A 17,434-nucleotide genomic window follows, 5' to 3' on the forward strand; every position below is an offset into this window, starting at 1 on the left:
GAGTATGACCAGCCTGCCTCCTGTTTTCGACGGCCACAACGACGTACTGCTGCGGCTTGCCAATGACGCATCGGCGGATCCGGTGGCGGGTTTCCTGAAGGGTGGCGGGCCGGGGCATATTGATATGCCCAAGGCGCGAGCCGGCGGGTTTGCGGGCGGGTTGTTTGCGGTGTTCTGCCCGTCGCCGAACGAGGCCACGAACTTTACAGCGCCGCGCGACATGTCGAACACGCCGCTGCCGCCGGAACTGCCTATGGACTTGGCGCGGCGGCTGACGGCGCACCAGATTGCGATGCTCCTCCGCGTCGAAGCTGCCTCCGACGGTGCTTTCACCGTGTGCAGAAGTGTCGCTGACATCCGGGCCGCGATGGCGAAGGGGTCGATTGCGGCAGTGCTGCATATCGAAGGCGCCGAGGCGCTGGATGAGGATCTCTATTTCCTCGACGTACTCTACGCCGCGGGTCTGCGCTCGATCGGGCCGGTGTGGAGCCGCACGAACATCTTCGGGCATGGCGTGCCATTCCGATTCCCGCATTCGCCCGATATTGGGCCGGGGCTGACGGAGGCCGGCAAGCGCCTTGTTGCGGCGTGCAACGCCAAGCGGATCATGATCGATCTCTCCCACATTACAGAGCGCGGCTTCTGGGATGTCGCGGAACTTTCGACAGCGCCGCTGGTGGCCACCCACTCCAATGTGCACGCGCTCACGGCGTCGCCACGCAACCTGACGGCGGAGCAACTCAAGGCGATCCGCGACAGCGACGGCATGGTGGGGCTGAACTTTGCGACCGGCTTCCTGCGACCCGATGGGCTGATGCGGGCGGATACCGAGATCGAGGTGATGATCCGGCATCTCGACGCCATGATCGAGGCGGTGGGCGAGACGCGCGTCGGGATTGGCTCCGACTTCGACGGGGCGCTGATTCCGGCAGCGATCGGCGATGCATCGGGGCTGCCGGTGCTGTTCGAGGCCATGCGCCAGCATGGATATGATGATGCGCTGCTGACACGCATTGCGCATGGCAACTGGTTGTCACTGCTGGAGCGCACAATCGGCTGACCAGGGCGCTGCGGCTGGATTGTGACTTCCGTGTGAAACTGCCATGCGTCTGCCGCATGTCTTAACTGCGACGGCAACGGTTACCCTTCTACGCAAATCACCCCATGTTCAGCGGGTAGTGATCCGGAAAGGGAATACGCAGATGTTCGTGCGTGCCGTCTGGCGCCTCAAGCGACTGGTCGACATCAAGCAGACACTGCGGGAAATGGACGTGCCTACAACCCGAGACGCCTTAGGGCTTTCGGGGCAGGACTTCCAGAAGATGACCCGCGGACTGTTCGACCGCTGACCGTTGCAAGCGCGTAAAATCGAAATCGAGATGGCCGCCGGCGCCCACCGGCGGCCATTTACCATTCCGGGGCCACGCTGAAATATTAAGCGAGAATGAACGGTATCTGGACAAGCCATGCGTTCATCGCATAACGGTTCTGAGACATCAGCCCCTGCTCATCGGCGCCGACCACGCCTATCTTCCTAGTTGTAAGAAACGAAGGAGACACCCAATGGGTATTCGTACGACGATCAAGAAGTGGGCCGCCTACCAGCAGACCGTCCGTGAGCTTGCTGCTCTCGACAACCGTCAGCTGAACGATCTGGGCATCAGCCGCACCGACATCCAGCGTATCGCCCGCGACCATGCGCGCACCATCTAACGGTTCGCGTTCTGGTTCTTGCGGAATACTGAAGTCTTGAACGCTCGCTTTCACCAGGAAGCGGGCGTTCAGCTTTTTCGGGCAGCCTAAAGGTCGAGGCGCAGAATGATATTGCGATGCCCGTCCGGCCAGCCTTCCAGCTCGGCGACGCGAATGAACCCCGCTCGTTCATAAAACTCCGGAGCCTGGAAGTCGTAGCTTGCGGTGAAAACCCGCCGCGCTCCACGCCCGGCCGCGGTGGCGACGAACGCCGCTAGCAGTTGACGGCCCAGCCCCTGGCCCCGGTGAGCCTCACTTACCCACAGTTGCTGCAACTCCGCGGAGCCGGCCCACGAGTAGCCGGCCGCCGCCCCGATCAGCCCTTCTGTTCCAGATTCGACGACGAAGCCGATCCCCTGCGCGTCGTCCTGCCCGGTTGCCTGCGAGTTGTGAACATAGAGCCGATCTTCAAGCGCATCGACCTGCTCTGCGGTCATGTTGTGGGCGGGCAGCAGAGTGTACATCAGCGACGTTCCAGTTTGAGTGGCATGTGAGCCAATTCGCTGCGCATCGCGGAAGGTTACAGGTCAGCCCCCGTTGTCGTCCACCACTGCCAGGATGGGCGCTCAAAACGCCAGCCGGCCCACCAACTCCTCGTATGACACGTTGACCGCCTTGCGGAACGCCGCGCGCTCATTGAGCCGGGCGTGCCAGGCCGTGAGGTTAGGCAGCGTGGGACCGGCGATGCCCATGGTCGTCCAGCGATACATGGCGACTCCGGCGACGATATCGGCATAGGTCAGCTGATCGCCGCCGAGAAATGGCGCTACGCCCAGCCGTGCATCCATGATGGCGAAGCACTTGAAGCTGGCGGCGACGGCCTTGTCGATTGCGGCCTGATCCTGCTGGGCCAGCGGCGTGCGCACCTTGAGCCAGAACACCGGCAGCCAGGCGAGCTGGAACGTCGTCGCGACCCAATCGGTCCATTGGTCGACCACGGCGCGCTCGCGCGGGGTGACGGGGAACAGTAGCCCGCTGCCGTATTCGGCGCTGAGATAGCGCACGATGGCGTGACTCTCCCAAACGGTAAGGTCACCATCGCGAAGCGTCGGCACCAGGCCATTGGGGTTCATGGCCAGATAGTCGGCCTGGTCATTGCCTTTGAACTTGCCGCCGAGTTCGATGTGCTCATAGGCGAGTTCCAGCTCATCGAGCGCCCAGACGACCTTTTGCACGTTGCCTGAACTGCGGCGGCCCCAGAGTGTGATCGACATGCGGCGCTCCTCAAGTTGCGTGCTGGTGGTGCTCCTGTTATCTCCCGCACCATGGCAAAACAACACTCTCAACCCATACACATCATTGGCGGCGGGCTCGCCGGATCCGAGGCGGCCTGGCAGGCAGCCGAGAGCGGCGCGAAGGTCGTGCTGCACGAAATGCGGCCGGTGCAGACCACCGACGCGCACCAGACGGACGGCTTTGCCGAGCTGGTGTGCTCGAACAGCTTTCGCTCCGATGATCACCAGCACAACGCCGTCGGACTGTTGCACGAAGAGATGCGGCGTTGCGGTTCGCTGATCATGCGCGCGGCTGACCAGCATGCGCTTCCGGCCGGTGGTGCGCTGGCGGTGGATCGAGACGGATTTTCTGCTTCAGTAACGCAGGCAATCCACACACATCCAAACATCACGATCGAGCGCGAAGAGATCGCCGGGCTGCCGCCCGAGGAGTGGGAGAACGTGGTGGTGGCGACCGGGCCGCTGACCTCCCCCGCGCTTGCAACGGCGATCCAGGCGCTGACGGGCGAGGATTCGCTGGCGTTTTTCGACGCCATTGCGCCCATCGTTCACGCCGAAAGCATCGACCGCGACATCGTCTGGGCGCAGTCGCGCTATGACAAGGTCGGGCCATCCGGAAACGGCGCGGACTATCTCAATTGCCCGATGACCCAAGCGGAATACTATGCCTTTGTCGATGCGCTGATCACAGCGCCCCTGCACGCCTTCAAGGAGTGGGAGAAGGTGCCGTATTTCGACGGCTGCCTGCCCATTGAGGTGATGGCGGAGCGCGGACGCGAGACGCTGCGGCATGGGCCGATGAAGCCGGTGGGCCTCACCAACCCGCGCGACCCGCTGGTCAAGCCCTACGCCATCGTGCAGTTGAGGCAGGACAACGCCCTCGGGACGCTCTGGAACATGGTCGGGTTCCAGACCAAAATGCGCTACGGCATCCAAGCGGACATCTTCCGGATGATCCCAGGGCTGCAGAACGCGCAGTTCGCTCGGCTGGGCGGGCTGCACCGCAACACGTTCCTCAACTCGCCCAAGGTGCTGACACCCGAGCTGAAGCTCAAGGCCGCGCCGCGGCTGCGCTTTGCAGGGCAGGTCACGGGCGTCGAGGGCTATGTGGAAAGCGCTGCGGTCGGGCTGATGGCGGGCCGGATGGCAGCCGCCGAGTCGCGCGGCGAACGCATCGGCGCGCCGCCGTCGACAACCGCGATGGGCGCGTTGATCAACCACATCACCGGCGGGCACCTCGAGGCCGAGGCCTATTCGGGCGCGCGGAGCTTCCAGCCGATGAACGTCAATTTTGGGCTGTTTCCAGCGGTATCGATCACGAAGCCTGACGGCTTGGTAGGACGCTGGAAATCGACCGACAAGACGATGGCGAAGAAAGAAGCAATCACCAGCCGGGCGCTTGAGGACATCGGGAGCTGGGCGTAGGGACGACTACGTCATATCCAGACATCTTCTTGCAGTATAACCTGACACCACATGGCCTAGGGGGAGGTTGATGTGGACTTCATTATTTCGCATTGGGGCGTGATAGCGACGACGCTTGGCGTGGTCACTACTATCTGGGGAATAGTTGCAATAATTCCAGGACTTATGGATATTTTGGCGCGACCCGGCAATCGATTTCACGTCAGACAAATTTTGTCGCGAGCAGACCCAGATCTCGTCGGGATCGACCTACTTCAATCTCGCTTCTTCTCTTCCGATGTAGCCGATGAGATGGGAGAGATACGACGCTATGTCAGCGGCTCTAGACAAGGTCCCGCTGATAAGGAGGACAGCCGACCTTTTTTCATTGCCCTGGCTCTCAAATATCGAGGGATCGTCGTTGGTTATCTTACGGCTGAGTATTTCCAGCACTCGCAAGTAATATTCCTATGGTATCTCCTAGTTGATCACACTGCCGTCCCACAGTACACGCTACAGCAACGGGGATCGCTCATGTTGATAGAGGCCCTGGTGAAGGCCGCAGATGCGACCGGCGTTCCGTGGGAGCACGTGGTCACGGAAGTGGAGTCCGCACCCACAGACATCATGACGGCGAAAGCCAAAATGCTATTGTTTAGCAACGCTGCAGAAGAACTCAGTCGACGGCACAATCGGCCCGTAGTCAGGGTTTTTCGCCTTCCAATCAGATACCGGCAGCCAATACTCCACATTGAGCAACTGGCCAGCGCTCGGGAGCATGAGGTGCCAGAGTGGCTGCTCTACGCTCCGAGGTCGATTGGTGGCCGGCTTGTGGAAGAGAACGGAAAAGTCATCATGACACGGCCAATGGCGACCGAGTTGCTCGACACCCTGCTAATCAAGGGATACGCCCACGCGTTCGCTCATTCAGCTGAATACGTTGCGTATATCCGCAAAATGTTTGACGAGTATGTCGCCCAACTTCCCGAACAGCTTGCGCTTGAGGACAATCCAAGAGCCCTCGTCGCCATATAGTAGCGGTATATCAGGGTTCACCTTAGGACTGTACGACAAGGTAGCCTAGTCCTGACGGAACATCCACCAGCCCATCGCCGCGATCTTTCGCCAGTCGGCGAGGTCGGTGGCTGAGGCGAAGGGGTGGCGGTTGCGCTGCGCCTGGGCGAGTTGCAGGTCCAGCACTGCGATGGGTGCGAATGCAGGCCTCAGTGGCTTAGGCAGGGCGCGGATGGCGGCGCGGGCCTTGCCGAGGTGGTCGTTGGCCAAGTCGGCGATCTGACCGAGGGCCGCAAACAGCGCTTCGCTCTCGGCTCCGGTGAAGAGTTCTCCTTCGGCCACGCCATTGGCAGCAAAGATGTTCCAGGGGAGAAAGAGCCTGCCCTGACTGGCATTGTAGCCAAACGCACGGAGGTGGCCGATCAGGGCATGGGCGACACCGAGGTGACCGGCTGCGTCGCCGGTCTCAATCTCTTCGCCGCCGTTGAGGATCATCGCTGCGAGCTGGTAGAGCACGGAGACGGTTTCGCCGGCATAGCCCTCGAAACTTGCCGTGTCCGGCATCGGGTCTTGGTAGAGATCGAAGCGGCGCGCCGCGAGCAGGCGCAGAAGCGGCACGGCAGGCAGGTTGTAGCGCGCCATGGTGTCGAGCAATGCCGCTGCCAGCGGGTTCTGGCGTACATTGCCGTAGCCCTCGCCCTTCAGGCCATCTACCCACCATTGCAGGCGGATTTCACCGGCGGCGGGCTCCCGGGCGCGGTCGCGGATGGCCGCAACGTCGGCGCTGAAGGCGTAAAGCGCCTGAACGGCAGCGCGCGCGTCATCCCTGATCAGCAGCGCGGCGAAGTAACGGTCCCGGTCGGCTTCGCGCAGAAAGCTCGGCACATAGTCCGGTGTCTCGGTCATCGGGCGCGCTCGACCGCGATCAGGGCGGCGCCCACCGCGCGGCTTTCGCCCATCAGGATGTTGTAGGTACGAACCGCGCCGCCGGTTCCGATGGCCTCAACGATGATGCCCCGCTCGCGCAGCGCGGCGCGGATGGCCGGATCAAACCCGGTCACATCGTTGCCGAGGCCCACCATCAGCACATCAAGCTGATCAGCCACGGCGAAGATCGGCGCGAGGTTGTCCATCGTGATCTCGACAGGGGTCGTCGCCTCCCAGGCGTGCATGCCGCTTGGGAGGCAGAGGACGGAGCCCTTGTGCGACATGCCCGCGAAGCGGAAGCCGCCATTGCCATAGGCATCGATCAGGGCCTGATAGGGATAGAACCCCTGCCCCGGCTCCGCCATGCGCTAGACCGCAGCGCCGTCGGCGCGCTTGACGACCACCTTGTCGGCCGGCACATCGGCGCGCGACTTGAGCCCGAAGAAGATCAGGATCGGGCCACCCACGATGATGGACGAGTAAGTGCCCACGAACACGCCGAAGGTCATGGCGATCACGAAGCCACGGATGGCCTCACCACCGAAGAACACCAGCGGGAACAGCGCGAGGAAGATGGTGAAGGCTGTAAGCGAGGTACGCACAATCGTCTGGTTGATCGAGAGGTTGATCAACTCGGGCAGCGGCATCTTCTTGTACTTGCGCAAATTCTCTCGAATTCGGTCGGAAATAACCACCGTCTCATTGAGTGACAGGCCCACCAGAGTCAGCACGGCCGCAATGGACGAGAGGTTGAACTCAATCCCGGTAATCGAGAACAGGCCAATCGTCATGATCACGTCGTGGGTGGTGGTGGTGATTGCTGCGAGCGCGAACTGCCACTCGAACCGGAACCAGACGTAGCAAAGGATAGCGCCGAGAGCGACCAGCACGGCGATAGTACCGTGGAGGGTCAATTCACCGGAGACCGACGGGCCCACCGTTTCGGTACGTCGGATGGTGTAGTTCTCACCCGCCAGGGCGGTACGAACCTTTTCCACCGCGACACCCTGAGCGGCGTCCCCACCGGGTTGCATTTCCACGCGAACCAGCACGTCCTGCGGCGTGCCGAAGCCCTGCACCTGGATTTCGCCGAGGTTGAGCTTGTCGAGCAGTTCGCGCAGCAGCGCCGGGTCGGCTGGACCGTCCGCGGTGTGCTGCACTTCGATAGCGGAGCCGCCCTTGAAGTCGATGCCGAAGTTGAAGCCCTTGAACACCGCCGAGCCGATCGAGATGAAGGTCAGCACGATCGACAGGATGATGACGGTCTTCGAGATCTTCATGAAGTTGATCTTGGTGCCATCCGGGATGAACCGGAAGTGCTGGATGCGCAGCGTCTTGGGACGACGGGCGCGGAACCAGATGCCGACGAAGAACAGCGTCACGGTGTAGGCCGTAAACAGCGAGGTCAGAATGCCGAGCGCGAGGGTCACGGCGAAGCCCTGCACGGGGCCGGAGCCGAGGAAGTAGAGCACCACGGCGGCGATCAGCTGGGTCAGGTGGGAGTCGACAATGGTGCCCCAGGCGCGCTGGAAGCCCGCATTGATCGAGGCGAGGACCGACTTGCCGGAGTTCTGCTCCTCTCGGATGCGTTCATAGATCAGCACGTTGGCGTCCACGGCCATACCGATGGTCAGAACGATACCGGCGATGCCCGGCAGCGTCAGCGTCGCACCCAGGGTCGACAGCGCGCCGATGATCAGGATGACGTTGAGGACCAGCGAGATGTTGGCGAAGAGGCCGAAGAGGCCGTAGGCGACCACCATGAAGGTGACGACGAGCACGCCGGCGATGATACCGGCGGTGACGCCGGACTTGATCGAGTCTGCACCGAGGCTGGCGTCAACCTGACGCGACTCGACGACGTCGAGCGAGGCGGGCAGCGCACCGGCGCGGAGCAGGACGGCGAGGTCGTTGGCGCTGGCGGTGGTGAAATTGCCGGAAATCTGACCGCTACCGCCGGTGATCGGACCATTGATGACCGGCGCGGTGATCACCTTGTCGTCGAGGACGATCGCAAAACGCTTGCCGACGTTCTTGGAGGTGATTTCGCCAAAGGTCAGGGCGCCGCGCGTATCAAACGAGAACGACACGACCGCACGCGAGGTCTGTGAGTCAAAGCCCGGCTGGGCGTTGGTCAGCGATTCGCCACCGAGCTCGATATTCTCGTTCAGCAGTTCCTTGCCGCCATCGGAGCTGGGGAGAATGTAGTAGCCCGAGGGTATGCCCTGCGCTTCGGCGGTAGCCGCCGACATGGTGGGGTGGACGAGATGGAAAGTCAGGCGGGCGGTCTGCGAGATCAGGTCCTTCAGCCGTGTCGAATCCTCAAAGCCCGGTACCTGGACGAGGATGCGGTCGGTGCCCTGACGCTGGATGGTCGGCTCGGTGGTGCCGACCTGATCGATACGGTTGCGGATGACTTCGATGGACTGCGCCACCAGCGACGACATGCGCTCTTTCACGCCATCGTCGGTAAGAGCCACGACGATCTTGCCATCGGGGGTTTCGGAGAAGGCCAGTTCCGGTACGCCGCCGACGCCTAGCGCTGCGGCGGAAACATTGGTCTGGAGCTTTTCGACGGCCGCCATGGCGGCGTCTTTCTGGGTGGGATCGGTCAGCTCGACGGTGATCGAGTTGGCGCCCACGGTGATGATATTGCCGATGCCATTGTCATTGGCGAGGGTGGAGCGAACGTCGCGGCGCAAATCCTTGATGCGCTCGGCGATGATCGAATCACGGTTGACCTGCAGCAAGAGGTGCGAGCCGCCCTGGAGATCGAGACCCAGGACCATCGTCTGCTTGGGGAGCCAGCTTGGCCAGGCGGCCAGCATGTCCTTGGACATGAAGTTCGGGATCGACATGAAGATGCCGAACAAGGCGACAATGGTGATGATGGCGGTGCGCAGGGGCGAGAATTGCATGCTGGATCGTAGTCCCGTGGTGGGCGCGGCCCTTGCGGCTTTGCCTCTGGCAGAAAAGCTGAGGCCGGCCTCGCGGCCGGCCAGAACTCAAGGTGTTGCGGTCAGGCCTTGTTGTCGTTGACCGGGGTCGACTTCGACCGCACATCGGCAATGCCGGAGCGGGCGAGCTTGACGCGGGTGCCCTGAGCGATTTCGACTTCGAGGTCTTCGCCGTCAACCGCCTTGGTCACCTTGCCGATGAGGCCGCCGGTGGTGACGACGGTGTCGCCACGATTGACCGAGGACAGCATCGCCTGGTGCGCCTTCATGCGCTTCTGCTGCGGGCGGAAAATCAGGAACCAGAAGATCACCACGAGCAGCAGGATCGGGGCAAACTGGATCAGGATATCGCTGATGCCACCGGTTCCGGTGGCAGCGCCGGCGGCCTGGGCGAAGGCGGGAGTGACGAACATTGTATGTAGGCTCCTTGCGAAATGGCTGTCGGCACGTCGGATCGGCCGCTGGTTTACCCATATGGGGCTCTTGTCCGGCGATGGGCAGTCCCACCCGGCAAAAATCGCGCGGAATATAGAGGCGCAGCCACAGGATTGCAAAGCCAATCGGGCTGGCGCAAAACGTGGGCGAAGAGTGGAGGATAAGCCTTTGATCAGCGACGAACATTCGGCTGCCATCGTGGCAGCCCTGGCGCGCATTGCCGACACGCTGGACGCCCTGCGCCCTGCCCCTGCAGCCGCACTGCCAGTGCTGGGTACTGCCGACGCCTACCACTGGGACGCCGCTGGCGGCGTGCTGGCGCCGGTGAGGAAGGTGTCGCGGGTACCGTTCGAGCTTTTGAAGGGCATCGACGACGTGCGCGGCATCCTGCTCGCCAACACGTTGCAGTTTGCGCGGGGCTATGCGGCCAACAATGCGCTGCTGTGGGGCGCGCGTGGCATGGGCAAAAGCTCGCTGGTCAAGGCGGTGCAGGCGCATATCAACGCGATGGGGGACGCGAGCCTCAAGCGACTGATCCTGATCGAGATCGCGCGCGAAGACATTGAGAGCCTCCCCAAGCTGATGCGGATGATCGCCAATGAGGATGCGCGGTTTATCGTGTTCTGCGACGACCTGAGCTTCGACAAGGACGAGACGAGCTACAAATCGCTGAAGACCATCCTTGATGGCGGGCTCGAAGGGCGGCCGGAGAATGTGTTGTTCTACGCCACCTCGAACCGCCGCCACCTGATGGCGCGCGAAATGGTGGAGAACGAGCGCGCGACGGCGATTTCGCCGGGCGAAGCGGTGGACGAGAAGGTATCGCTGTCGGACCGGTTCGGGCTGTGGCTAGGCTTCCACAATTGCGACCAACCGACGTTCCTTGCGATGATCCGCGGCTATTGCGACCAGTATGGCATTGCGATCGACGATGAGGACTTGCGCGCCCGGGCGGTGGAGTGGTCGATGACGCGCGGCGCGCGGTCGGGGCGCGTCGCGATACAGTTCGTCAGGGCACTGGCGGGGGAACAGGGGAAGGCGATCTAGATGACGATGAAATCACATACACTGCGCTGGTCGGACGGCGAGGCAACTGTGGTCACCACTGCAGCGACGGTCACCGACGCCACCTTCATGCTGCCGAACGGGCCGTTCAAGCCATTCGCGCGGGCGCCGTGGGTCGGCAAAGTCGACGATCCGTCAATCACCGGGCACCTCAGGGTGCTGTCGGGGGATTTTGTCGGGCTGCCGTTCGGCACTGGCGGTCGGGAGGCACCGACCTTGTCGCAGTGGGGCGACCTCCTCACCCAGCCTGCCAACGGCACCATCCATGGCCCGTCGGCGCATGAGGAGTGGACCATCATTTCCGGCGACGACAAGAGCGTGACGCTGGCGCTGGACTATGAGCCGCACTCGCTGGTGCGGCGGCTCGAGCGCACGATTTCGGTGCGCGACGGCGCCCCTGCCCTCGATTTCACGCTGCGCATCTTTGCCCGGCACAAGGGGTCGGCCTCGCTTGGCCTCCACCCCAACTTCCGGATGCCCGAGCAGCCGGGCCGGCTGGAGCTGAAGTTTCCGTTCCAGTTCGGGCTCACCCACCCCGGCCAGACCGCTGCGGGCGATCCGCAGGAGTTTTCGAGCCTTGCGTCGGTGCCCAAGGATGGCGCGCGGGTGGATATGTCGCACCTGCCGCTGTCGCCGCGCACCGACAAGAACGTGCAGCTTTGCGGCGTCACGGGGCCAGTGATCGGCACCTATCTCGATGAGGGCGCCGGGTTCGAGCTCGACTGGGACCATGCGTTGCTCCCCAGCCTGATGATCTGGCACACCGATGGCGGCATTGGTGGCGAGCCCTGGAACAACCAGTTCCGCGGAATAGGGCTCGAACCGCTGGCCTCGGCATTCGATTTCCACACCGATGTGTCGAGCGGCCCCAACCCGATCAATGCACGCGGGGTGAGGACCTCGATCGATCTCGATCCGGCGCAGCCGCTCGTCGTCCGGCACTCGATCCGTACATTCGCGGTCTAGCAGACGCAAAGAAAAACGCCCCGGCTCGTGTTCCGGGGCGTTTGCAGTAGGCTCTCAGGAAGCTCAGCTGGCAAGCAGCGGGATCGGATCGACCGGGGTCGCGCCCTTGCGGAGTTCGAAGTGGAGTTGCGCCTTGGCGACTGATCCGGTCTTGCCGGCGGTACCGATCGAGTCACCGCGGTTGACTACGGTGCCCTTGGCGACATTCATATCCTTGAGGTGGGCATAGGCCGAGACGTAACCGTTTGGGTGGCGGATCAGGATCAGGTTGCCGTAGCCTTCGACGCCCGAGCCAGCATAGATCACCTGACCGTTTTCGGCGGCGCGGACCACAGCACCTTCCGGCGCCTCGATATTGATGCCCGTGCCCTTGGAATTGGCAAAGTCGGTGATGACGCGGCCCGAGATCGGCCAGCGGAACTTGTCGGCGCCGGACAGAACCGGCTCAACCTTGGGCTGCTCAAGCGGCTTGGCTTCGGCAACTTCTGCGGGTGCGGGCTTGGCCGGCGCAGCGAGCGGCGCGGGGGCAGCAGCCAGCTTGGGTTCAGGCTGGAGCGAGGCGACCTTGGTGGCGGGGACGACAGCTTCCGGAGCGGCCAGAGGCGTGACTGCGGGAGCGGCGGTATCAGCAACCTTGGCCGGGCCCATCTTGGCGAGGAGATCGGCGCGGCCGGGGATGACGATCTTCTGGCCGACATAGATCTTGTCGGGCGAAGAGAAGCCGTTGGCCTGGATAATCGCCTGAGCCGTGACGTTGTAGCGCCGGGCAACGGTGTAGAGGCTCTCGCCGCTCTCGATCACGTGGACGTAAGCGTCCGACGGGACGGAGACGAGAGTGTTTGCCTGGGTCGCAACCTTTGCGGTGGCCGGGACCGGGCTAAGGGGCTGGACTGCGGGCATCATCTGGTTGGTTCCACTGGCTGATGAGGTGAGGACTGGCAGGTCTTGGGTCGATACGGCGCCTTGTGGCTGCTTGAGTCCCGGCGGTGCCGATCCGATGACCGTCACGCCGGCACCGCTGCCGCCGATATCGTTGGGTGGGATGAACGCGACCTGGGTCGGAGCCGTGAGCGTCTTCGGCATCGACTGGGTGTTGCTGACCTGAGCGTTTGGATTGACAGAACCAGTCGCGGTTCGATCAAACCCGCCAAGGGAACTACACCCCGACAGTGCCGATGCCCCTGCGAACAGGGTCACAATTGCAGCGGTCTTAAGCGCCTTACTACTCATCAGTTCACTCGTACGCAGGTACTCAATGACCGTGAGATTAGGCCGTTAAGGTAAAGAGTGATTTAAATGCGGAGCGATTTGCGCGCGAAATGCAAATGAGGATTCAGGGCTTGGTAGGGTTAAGAGGCGGGGGCTAAAACCTTCCCCTCACCCGGCGCTGCGCGCCACCCTCTCCCTCAAGGGGAGAGGGAAAGAGGGGGCGAGATTGTGCCACAACTCCCCTCTCCCCTTGAGGGAGAGGTTGCCCGAAGGGCGGGTGCGGGGAAGTTCAACCTAAGATCAGCTTGCCCTCAAGGCTCGCGACCACGTCCATATCCGACTGTTGCAGCCTGAGCGGCGTGACCGTCACCGCGTTGCTGTGATGGAGCAGGTGAAAATCCATCTCGGGGTCGAGCGGGGTCGGGGTTTCCGGGATGGCGATGAAGAATCTTCCGGCGTTGTCGCTCGGGTAATAGGCCATCGGCGAGCGCGAGAAGCGCTGGGCGCCGGCGACGCGGATGCCGCTCACATCCTCGGGGGCGCAGAACGGGAAGTTGACGTTGTAGTAGTGGTCGCGGCCGGTGGCGTGGGCGAGGAGGCTGCGCACCACCTCGGCGCCGTAGCGGCGGGCGTTGTCCCAGTTGATCTCGCGGCGGGTCTCGTAATCGGCGGCCTGGCTCATGCCGATGGCGAGCGCGCCGTGCAGCGCCCCTTCCCGCGCCCCGGCGGCGGTGCCGGAGCAGTTGATGATATCGCCGAGGTTCTGGCCATTGTTGACGCCCGAGAGCACCAGATCGGGCCGATGGTCCTTGCAGACATGGGTGAAGGCGGCGACGACGCAATCGGCGGGCGAGCCGCCGACCACGGCGAAGGTGCGCGGATCGCGCTCATCCAGCTCAAGCTCGATGCCGAAGGTGAAGCGGTGCGAGGCGCCCGACTGGTTGCCGGCGGGCGCCACCACCCAGACGTCGTCACTGATCGCCGCCGCGATCTCTCGCATCACCTGCAAGCCCGGCGCATCGACGCCATCGTCATTGGTGATGAGGATGCGGGGCTTTTTGGTCACGAGCGGCCGCCGATGGACTTGAGGCCCTTCATGTAGGGCTGCAGCACGTCGGGGATGGCGACCGAGCCATCTTCCTGCTGGTAGTTTTCCATCACCGCGATCAACGCGCGGCCGACGGCGACGCCGGAGCCGTTGAGCGTGTGCACATGGCGGATCTTGCCGTCCTTGGACTTGAAGCGCGCATCCATGCGGCGGGCCTGGAAATCGCCGCAGACCGAGACCGAGGAGATTTCGCGATAGGTATCCTGCCCCGGCAGCCAGGCTTCGAGGTCGTAGGTCTTCTGGGCGCCAAAGCCCATGTCGCCGGTCGAGAGCAGCATGACGCGATAGTGGATGCCGAGCTTTTTCAGCACGTCCTCAGCGTCGGCCGTCATCTTCTCGTGCTCGTCGCCCGACGCCTCAGGCGTGGTGATCGACACCATCTCGACCTTGTTGAACTGATGCTGGCGCAGCATGCCGCGCGTATCGCGCCCAGCCGAGCCGGCTTCCGAACGGAAGCACGGGGTGAGCGCAGTGAAGCGGAGCGGGAGCTGCTCTTCGGCGAGAACAGACTCGCGCACTATGTTGGTCAACGGCACTTCGGCAGTGGGGATCAATGCCAGGCGACCGTCACCATGCGGAACGAAGAACAAGTCTTCCTCGAATTTCGGCAGCTGGTTGGTGCCATAGAGGGCGTCATCCTTCACCAGCAGCGGCGGCAGCACTTCGGTGTAGCCGTGTTCGTCGACATGCAGATCGAGCATGAACTGGCCGATCGAGCGCTCCAGTCGTGCAAGGTGGCTTTTCAGCACCACGAAGCGGCTGCCGGAAAGCTTGGCGGCAACTTCGAAATCCATCTGGCCCATCGCCTCGCCGGTTTCGAAGTGCTCCTTGGGCTTGTAGGAAAAGACCGGCTTTTTTGGTCGCGCGGCCGCTGCGGTGGCGGGGCTGCCGTTCGGGCCGAAATACTCGACATTGTCGTGCTCGTCGGCGCCGGCGGGCACCTCGTCGAGCGGGATGTTCGGGAGAACAGACAGCGCGTTGCGGAGCTTCTCCTCAGCCTCCTTGCGGGCGGCTTCGCCCGACTGGATGGCGTCCTTCAGCGCGGCGACCTCGGTCATCAGCGCTTCGGCCTTGGCCTCATCTCTTTGCGCCTTGGCTTGCCCGATCTGCTTGGACAACGCATTGCGCCTGGCCTGCGCTTCCTCGACGGAAAGGATCACGGCGCGCCGCGCATCGTCCATGGCGATCAGATCGGCGGACGTGAACGGCACGTTCTTGCGCGTGCTGCGGGCCCGATCGTAGGCATTGGGGTTGGCTTTGATCCAGTTGATGTCGAGCATGGCAAACCTGTTCCGGAAGCGCTTTGCTTTACCGGTTTGGGGAGATCAATCAAGCCGTTTTGGTTGCGAGACTATTCGGCCTTGGCCACATCCGAGCCGACTTCCGCTGCCGCGGCGGCATCGGCGGCGGCGATTGCCGCTTCGCGACGACGCTGCACGTAGCCAACCGAGAGAATCGAGAGCTCGTAGAGCAGGTACATCGGCACCGCGAGGCCGATCTGCGAGATCGGATCGGGCGGTGTGATGAAGGCAGCGAAAATCAGGATGCCGACGATGGCATACTTCCGGCCAGCCTTCAGCGCCTTTGTGTTGACGAGGTCGATCTGGGCCAGAAGCGTCAAGATCACCGGTAGCTGGAAGCAGATGCCGAACGCCAGAATCAGCGTCATGGCGAGCCCGAGATATTCGGACACCTTGACCAGCATCTGGATATCGGGGGTCTGCATCGACTGGAAGAAGCGCATCGCCATCGGCAGCACGGCGAAATAGACCATGCATGCGCCCATTACGAAAAACACCGGCGTCGCGATCAGGTACGGAATGAACGCCCGGCGTTCCTTCTTGTAGAGGCCCGGAGCGACGAAGCCGTAGATCTCGACCGCAAGGTAGGGGAAGCCGAGGAACACCGCGCCGAACAAGGCGAGGCTCAACTGGGTGAAGAAATATTCCTGCGGGGCCGTGTAGATCAGGTGGAAATCGGCGAGCTGGTCGGCCGGCACTACCGAGCGGTAGGGCTCGAGCAGAATGTTGAAGATGCTGCCGGCAAAAAAGAAGCAGACGATCAGCAGGCCGACGATGACCAGCATGGCGCGGATCAGCCGCGTGCGCAGTTCGATCAGGTGGTCGAGCAGTGGCGCTTCGCTGCCAGCCAGCTCGTCCTCGACCTTGGGGCCCTCGATCTTGAGTTGCTCGGCCATCGGTTAGGTTTTCTTCCTGGTGGCGGGCTTTTTGGCGGCGAGTGGCGCTGCCGGTTCAGCGGCAGGCGCGGCCGCCTTTGGCTTGGCTTTGGCTGCTGGCGCAGCCTTCGTTGCGACTTTGGCAGCGGGCGCCTCGGTTACCGTCGCGACCTTCGCAGGCGCTTTCGGCTTCGGAGGCGCGGCCTTGGTTGCGGCGGGCTTTGCTGCGGCTGGCTTGGCAGCAGCTTTCGCGGCTGGCTTGGCGACCTTCGCGGGCGCGATCGCTTCGACCGGAGCGGGAGACTCGATCGGCTTTTTCGAGGCCTTTGCCGGCTTCGCTGCAGGCGGAATATCAGCGACTGCCACCGGAGTAACGGGCGGCACTTTCACGCGCGGCGTACGCTTTGGCTTGGCGGGCACGGCAGTGATTGAGAGTTCGGGCGCAGGCGTTGTCAGGGGCGTCATTGCAGGGGCGGCAGGCGACATGCCGGCCGCAGCCTTGATCTCGTACACTACGCTCTCGACCTTCGGATCAGCCGGTTTCAGCGCGCCGGAGGGCTGCACTGCGCCGGTCGAGGTCGTGGTGTTGAATTCCTTGCGGATCGCATCGGCAGTCGCCTTCAGCGGCGCCGTTACGGAGTTGCGCAGGTTGGTGATCTCGTTGAGGCCGGTGGTCTTGTTCAGCTCACGCTGAAACTCCGAACCCATACGGCGGATGGTGGCGGCAAACTTGCCGATCCGGCCCATCACCACCGGCAAATCTTTGGGACCAATGACGATCAGCGCCACCACGCCGATGACAAGCATTTCGGTCCAGCCGACGCCGAGCATGACTTTGGCTCCTCAGAGCAGCAGACGGATCAAACGATCAGACGTCTTTGGACTTCTGGGGGTCCGCGGCGGTCGCCTGGGCGTTGGCGTCAAGCTGCGGGGAGGGCTTGGTGTCCTCATCGCGCATGCCCTTCTGGAAGGACTTGATGCCGGAGGCGACTTCACCCATGAGCCCGGCAATCTTGCCACGCCCGAAGAGCAGGATCACGACGATCGCGACGACGATAATGCCCCAAATGCCTGGTGCGTGCATGGACGGTCTCCGAAGTTGGCCTAACGCTTTACACTAAGGGGGAGAAATAGGTTCAATCCTTGGCAAACACAAGGACGTGTTCGCGTTCACGCCCGTGGAAAT

Annotated in this window: 19 protein-coding genes; 7 read left to right on the forward strand and 12 right to left on the reverse strand. The window is 62.9% G+C overall.

Annotated features, from left to right (window positions below):
• Positions 1-4 precede the first annotated feature (4 nt).
• From ACO06J_RS07650 to ACO06J_RS07660, 3 genes are all read left to right on the forward strand, one after another.
• Positions 5-1,060, forward strand: a complete 1,056-nt coding sequence (locus tag ACO06J_RS07650) for a dipeptidase (RefSeq protein WP_421760109.1) — start codon at positions 5-7, stop codon at positions 1,058-1,060.
• A 142-nt stretch (positions 1,061-1,202) separates the two neighbouring features.
• A complete protein-coding gene (locus ACO06J_RS07655) occupies positions 1,203-1,349 on the forward strand; it encodes a hypothetical protein (RefSeq protein WP_421760110.1) in 147 nt (48 codons plus the stop codon).
• Between the two features lie 214 nt (positions 1,350-1,563).
• Entirely contained in the window at positions 1,564-1,713 is a 150-nt protein-coding gene (locus ACO06J_RS07660; RefSeq protein WP_421760111.1) for a DUF1127 domain-containing protein, read from the forward strand.
• A gap of 86 nt (positions 1,714-1,799) precedes the next feature.
• Here the strand turns inward: ACO06J_RS07660 and ACO06J_RS07665 are convergent, their stop codons facing one another.
• A complete protein-coding gene (locus ACO06J_RS07665; protein WP_421760112.1) occupies positions 1,800-2,216 on the reverse strand; it encodes a GNAT family N-acetyltransferase in 417 nt (138 codons plus the stop codon).
• 102 nt (positions 2,217-2,318) lie between these two features.
• Complete coding sequence (locus ACO06J_RS07670; RefSeq protein WP_421760113.1) at positions 2,319-2,966, reverse strand: glutathione S-transferase family protein; 648 nt, start codon at positions 2,964-2,966, stop codon at positions 2,319-2,321.
• 51 nt (positions 2,967-3,017) lie between these two features.
• Between ACO06J_RS07670 and trmFO the strand changes: the two genes are divergently transcribed.
• Together trmFO and ACO06J_RS07680 are read left to right on the forward strand one after the other, a co-directional pair.
• A complete protein-coding gene (gene trmFO, locus ACO06J_RS07675) occupies positions 3,018-4,412 on the forward strand; it encodes a methylenetetrahydrofolate--tRNA-(uracil(54)-C(5))-methyltransferase (FADH(2)-oxidizing) TrmFO (RefSeq protein WP_421760114.1) in 1,395 nt (464 codons plus the stop codon).
• Between the two features lie 72 nt (positions 4,413-4,484).
• Positions 4,485-5,426: a hypothetical protein gene (locus ACO06J_RS07680; protein WP_421760115.1), complete on the forward strand. Its 942-nt coding sequence runs from the start codon at positions 4,485-4,487 to the stop codon at positions 5,424-5,426.
• Positions 5,427-5,471: 45 nt separating this feature from the next.
• Here ACO06J_RS07680 and ACO06J_RS07685 read toward each other — a convergent pair whose 3' ends face one another.
• The 4 genes from ACO06J_RS07685 to yajC all read right to left on the reverse strand — a co-directional run bounded on the left by ACO06J_RS07685 (position 5,472) and on the right by yajC (position 9,702).
• Positions 5,472-6,311 carry a phytoene/squalene synthase family protein gene (locus ACO06J_RS07685; RefSeq protein ID WP_421760116.1) on the reverse strand — a complete coding sequence of 280 codons (840 nt, stop codon included), beginning with the start codon at positions 6,309-6,311 and terminating at the stop codon, positions 5,472-5,474.
• Positions 6,308-6,697 carry an Mth938-like domain-containing protein gene (locus ACO06J_RS07690; protein WP_421760117.1) on the reverse strand — a complete coding sequence of 130 codons (390 nt, stop codon included), beginning with the start codon at positions 6,695-6,697 and terminating at the stop codon, positions 6,308-6,310. Before ACO06J_RS07690 ends, ACO06J_RS07685 begins: the two co-directional genes overlap by 4 nt.
• A gap of 3 nt (positions 6,698-6,700) precedes the next feature.
• Entirely contained in the window at positions 6,701-9,250 is a 2,550-nt protein-coding gene (gene secD, locus ACO06J_RS07695; protein ID WP_421760118.1) for a protein translocase subunit SecD, read from the reverse strand.
• 101 nt (positions 9,251-9,351) lie between these two features.
• The gene (gene yajC / locus ACO06J_RS07700; RefSeq protein WP_421760119.1) at positions 9,352-9,702 is read right to left on the reverse strand and encodes a preprotein translocase subunit YajC; all 351 of its coding nucleotides are present in this window, start codon (positions 9,700-9,702) and stop codon (positions 9,352-9,354) included.
• A 61-nt stretch (positions 9,703-9,763) separates the two neighbouring features.
• Between yajC and ACO06J_RS07705 the strand changes: the two genes are divergently transcribed.
• A complete protein-coding gene (locus ACO06J_RS07705; RefSeq protein WP_421762467.1) occupies positions 9,764-10,771 on the forward strand; it encodes an ATP-binding protein in 1,008 nt (335 codons plus the stop codon).
• The gene (locus ACO06J_RS07710; RefSeq protein WP_421760120.1) at positions 10,772-11,755 is read left to right on the forward strand and encodes a hypothetical protein; all 984 of its coding nucleotides are present in this window, start codon (positions 10,772-10,774) and stop codon (positions 11,753-11,755) included.
• A gap of 63 nt (positions 11,756-11,818) precedes the next feature.
• On the opposite strand, the gene ACO06J_RS07715 is transcribed toward ACO06J_RS07710, so the two are convergent.
• The 6 genes from ACO06J_RS07715 to tatA all read right to left on the reverse strand — a co-directional run bounded on the left by ACO06J_RS07715 (position 11,819) and on the right by tatA (position 17,332).
• On the reverse strand, positions 11,819-12,838 hold the full coding sequence (locus ACO06J_RS07715; protein WP_421760121.1) for a peptidoglycan DD-metalloendopeptidase family protein: 1,020 nt from the start codon (positions 12,836-12,838) through the stop codon (positions 11,819-11,821).
• A 415-nt stretch (positions 12,839-13,253) separates the two neighbouring features.
• Positions 13,254-14,030, reverse strand: coding sequence for a 5'/3'-nucleotidase SurE (surE, locus tag ACO06J_RS07720; RefSeq protein WP_421760122.1), 777 nt, complete (start codon positions 14,028-14,030; stop codon positions 13,254-13,256).
• Complete coding sequence (gene serS / locus ACO06J_RS07725) at positions 14,027-15,352, reverse strand: serine--tRNA ligase (protein ID WP_421760123.1); 1,326 nt, start codon at positions 15,350-15,352, stop codon at positions 14,027-14,029. Before serS ends, surE begins: the two co-directional genes overlap by 4 nt.
• 71 nt (positions 15,353-15,423) lie before the next feature.
• Positions 15,424-16,269 carry a twin-arginine translocase subunit TatC gene (gene tatC / locus ACO06J_RS07730; RefSeq protein ID WP_421760124.1) on the reverse strand — a complete coding sequence of 282 codons (846 nt, stop codon included), beginning with the start codon at positions 16,267-16,269 and terminating at the stop codon, positions 15,424-15,426.
• 3 nt (positions 16,270-16,272) lie between these two features.
• The gene (gene tatB, locus ACO06J_RS07735; protein ID WP_421760125.1) at positions 16,273-17,079 is read right to left on the reverse strand and encodes a Sec-independent protein translocase protein TatB; all 807 of its coding nucleotides are present in this window, start codon (positions 17,077-17,079) and stop codon (positions 16,273-16,275) included.
• Positions 17,080-17,116: 37 nt separating this feature from the next.
• Positions 17,117-17,332 carry a twin-arginine translocase TatA/TatE family subunit gene (gene tatA, locus ACO06J_RS07740; RefSeq protein WP_421760126.1) on the reverse strand — a complete coding sequence of 72 codons (216 nt, stop codon included), beginning with the start codon at positions 17,330-17,332 and terminating at the stop codon, positions 17,117-17,119.
• Positions 17,333-17,434 lie beyond the last annotated feature (102 nt).

Origin of the sequence: Devosia sp., from assembly GCF_965229025.1 — a bacterium.
GTDB lineage: Bacteria > Pseudomonadota > Alphaproteobacteria > Rhizobiales > Devosiaceae > Devosia_A.

What these genes read in the sequence shown, in the direction of transcription:
- yajC (WP_421760119.1), bottom strand. Translation starts at nt 9,702, where the DNA reads ATGTTCGTCACTCCCGCCTTCGCCCAGGCCGCCGGCGCTGCCACCGGA.
- ACO06J_RS07690 (WP_421760117.1), bottom strand. Translation starts at nt 6,697, where the DNA reads ATGGCGGAGCCGGGGCAGGGGTTCTATCCCTATCAGGCCCTGATCGAT.
- trmFO (WP_421760114.1), top strand. Translation starts at nt 3,018, where the DNA reads ATGGCAAAACAACACTCTCAACCCATACACATCATTGGCGGCGGGCTC.
- ACO06J_RS07650 (WP_421760109.1), top strand. Translation starts at nt 5, where the DNA reads ATGACCAGCCTGCCTCCTGTTTTCGACGGCCACAACGACGTACTGCTG.
- ACO06J_RS07655 (WP_421760110.1), top strand. Translation starts at nt 1,203, where the DNA reads ATGTTCGTGCGTGCCGTCTGGCGCCTCAAGCGACTGGTCGACATCAAG.
- ACO06J_RS07705 (WP_421762467.1), top strand. Translation starts at nt 9,764, where the DNA reads ATGGGGCTCTTGTCCGGCGATGGGCAGTCCCACCCGGCAAAAATCGCG.
- ACO06J_RS07715 (WP_421760121.1), bottom strand. Translation starts at nt 12,838, where the DNA reads ATGCCGAAGACGCTCACGGCTCCGACCCAGGTCGCGTTCATCCCACCC.
- serS (WP_421760123.1), bottom strand. Translation starts at nt 15,352, where the DNA reads ATGCTCGACATCAACTGGATCAAAGCCAACCCCAATGCCTACGATCGG.
- ACO06J_RS07660 (WP_421760111.1), top strand. Translation starts at nt 1,564, where the DNA reads ATGGGTATTCGTACGACGATCAAGAAGTGGGCCGCCTACCAGCAGACC.
- tatB (WP_421760125.1), bottom strand. Translation starts at nt 17,079, where the DNA reads ATGCTCGGCGTCGGCTGGACCGAAATGCTTGTCATCGGCGTGGTGGCG.
- ACO06J_RS07685 (WP_421760116.1), bottom strand. Translation starts at nt 6,311, where the DNA reads ATGACCGAGACACCGGACTATGTGCCGAGCTTTCTGCGCGAAGCCGAC.
- tatA (WP_421760126.1), bottom strand. Translation starts at nt 17,332, where the DNA reads ATGCACGCACCAGGCATTTGGGGCATTATCGTCGTCGCGATCGTCGTG.
- tatC (WP_421760124.1), bottom strand. Translation starts at nt 16,269, where the DNA reads ATGGCCGAGCAACTCAAGATCGAGGGCCCCAAGGTCGAGGACGAGCTG.
- ACO06J_RS07665 (WP_421760112.1), bottom strand. Translation starts at nt 2,216, where the DNA reads ATGTACACTCTGCTGCCCGCCCACAACATGACCGCAGAGCAGGTCGAT.
- ACO06J_RS07710 (WP_421760120.1), top strand. Translation starts at nt 10,772, where the DNA reads ATGACGATGAAATCACATACACTGCGCTGGTCGGACGGCGAGGCAACT.
- secD (WP_421760118.1), bottom strand. Translation starts at nt 9,250, where the DNA reads ATGCAATTCTCGCCCCTGCGCACCGCCATCATCACCATTGTCGCCTTG.
- ACO06J_RS07670 (WP_421760113.1), bottom strand. Translation starts at nt 2,966, where the DNA reads ATGTCGATCACACTCTGGGGCCGCCGCAGTTCAGGCAACGTGCAAAAG.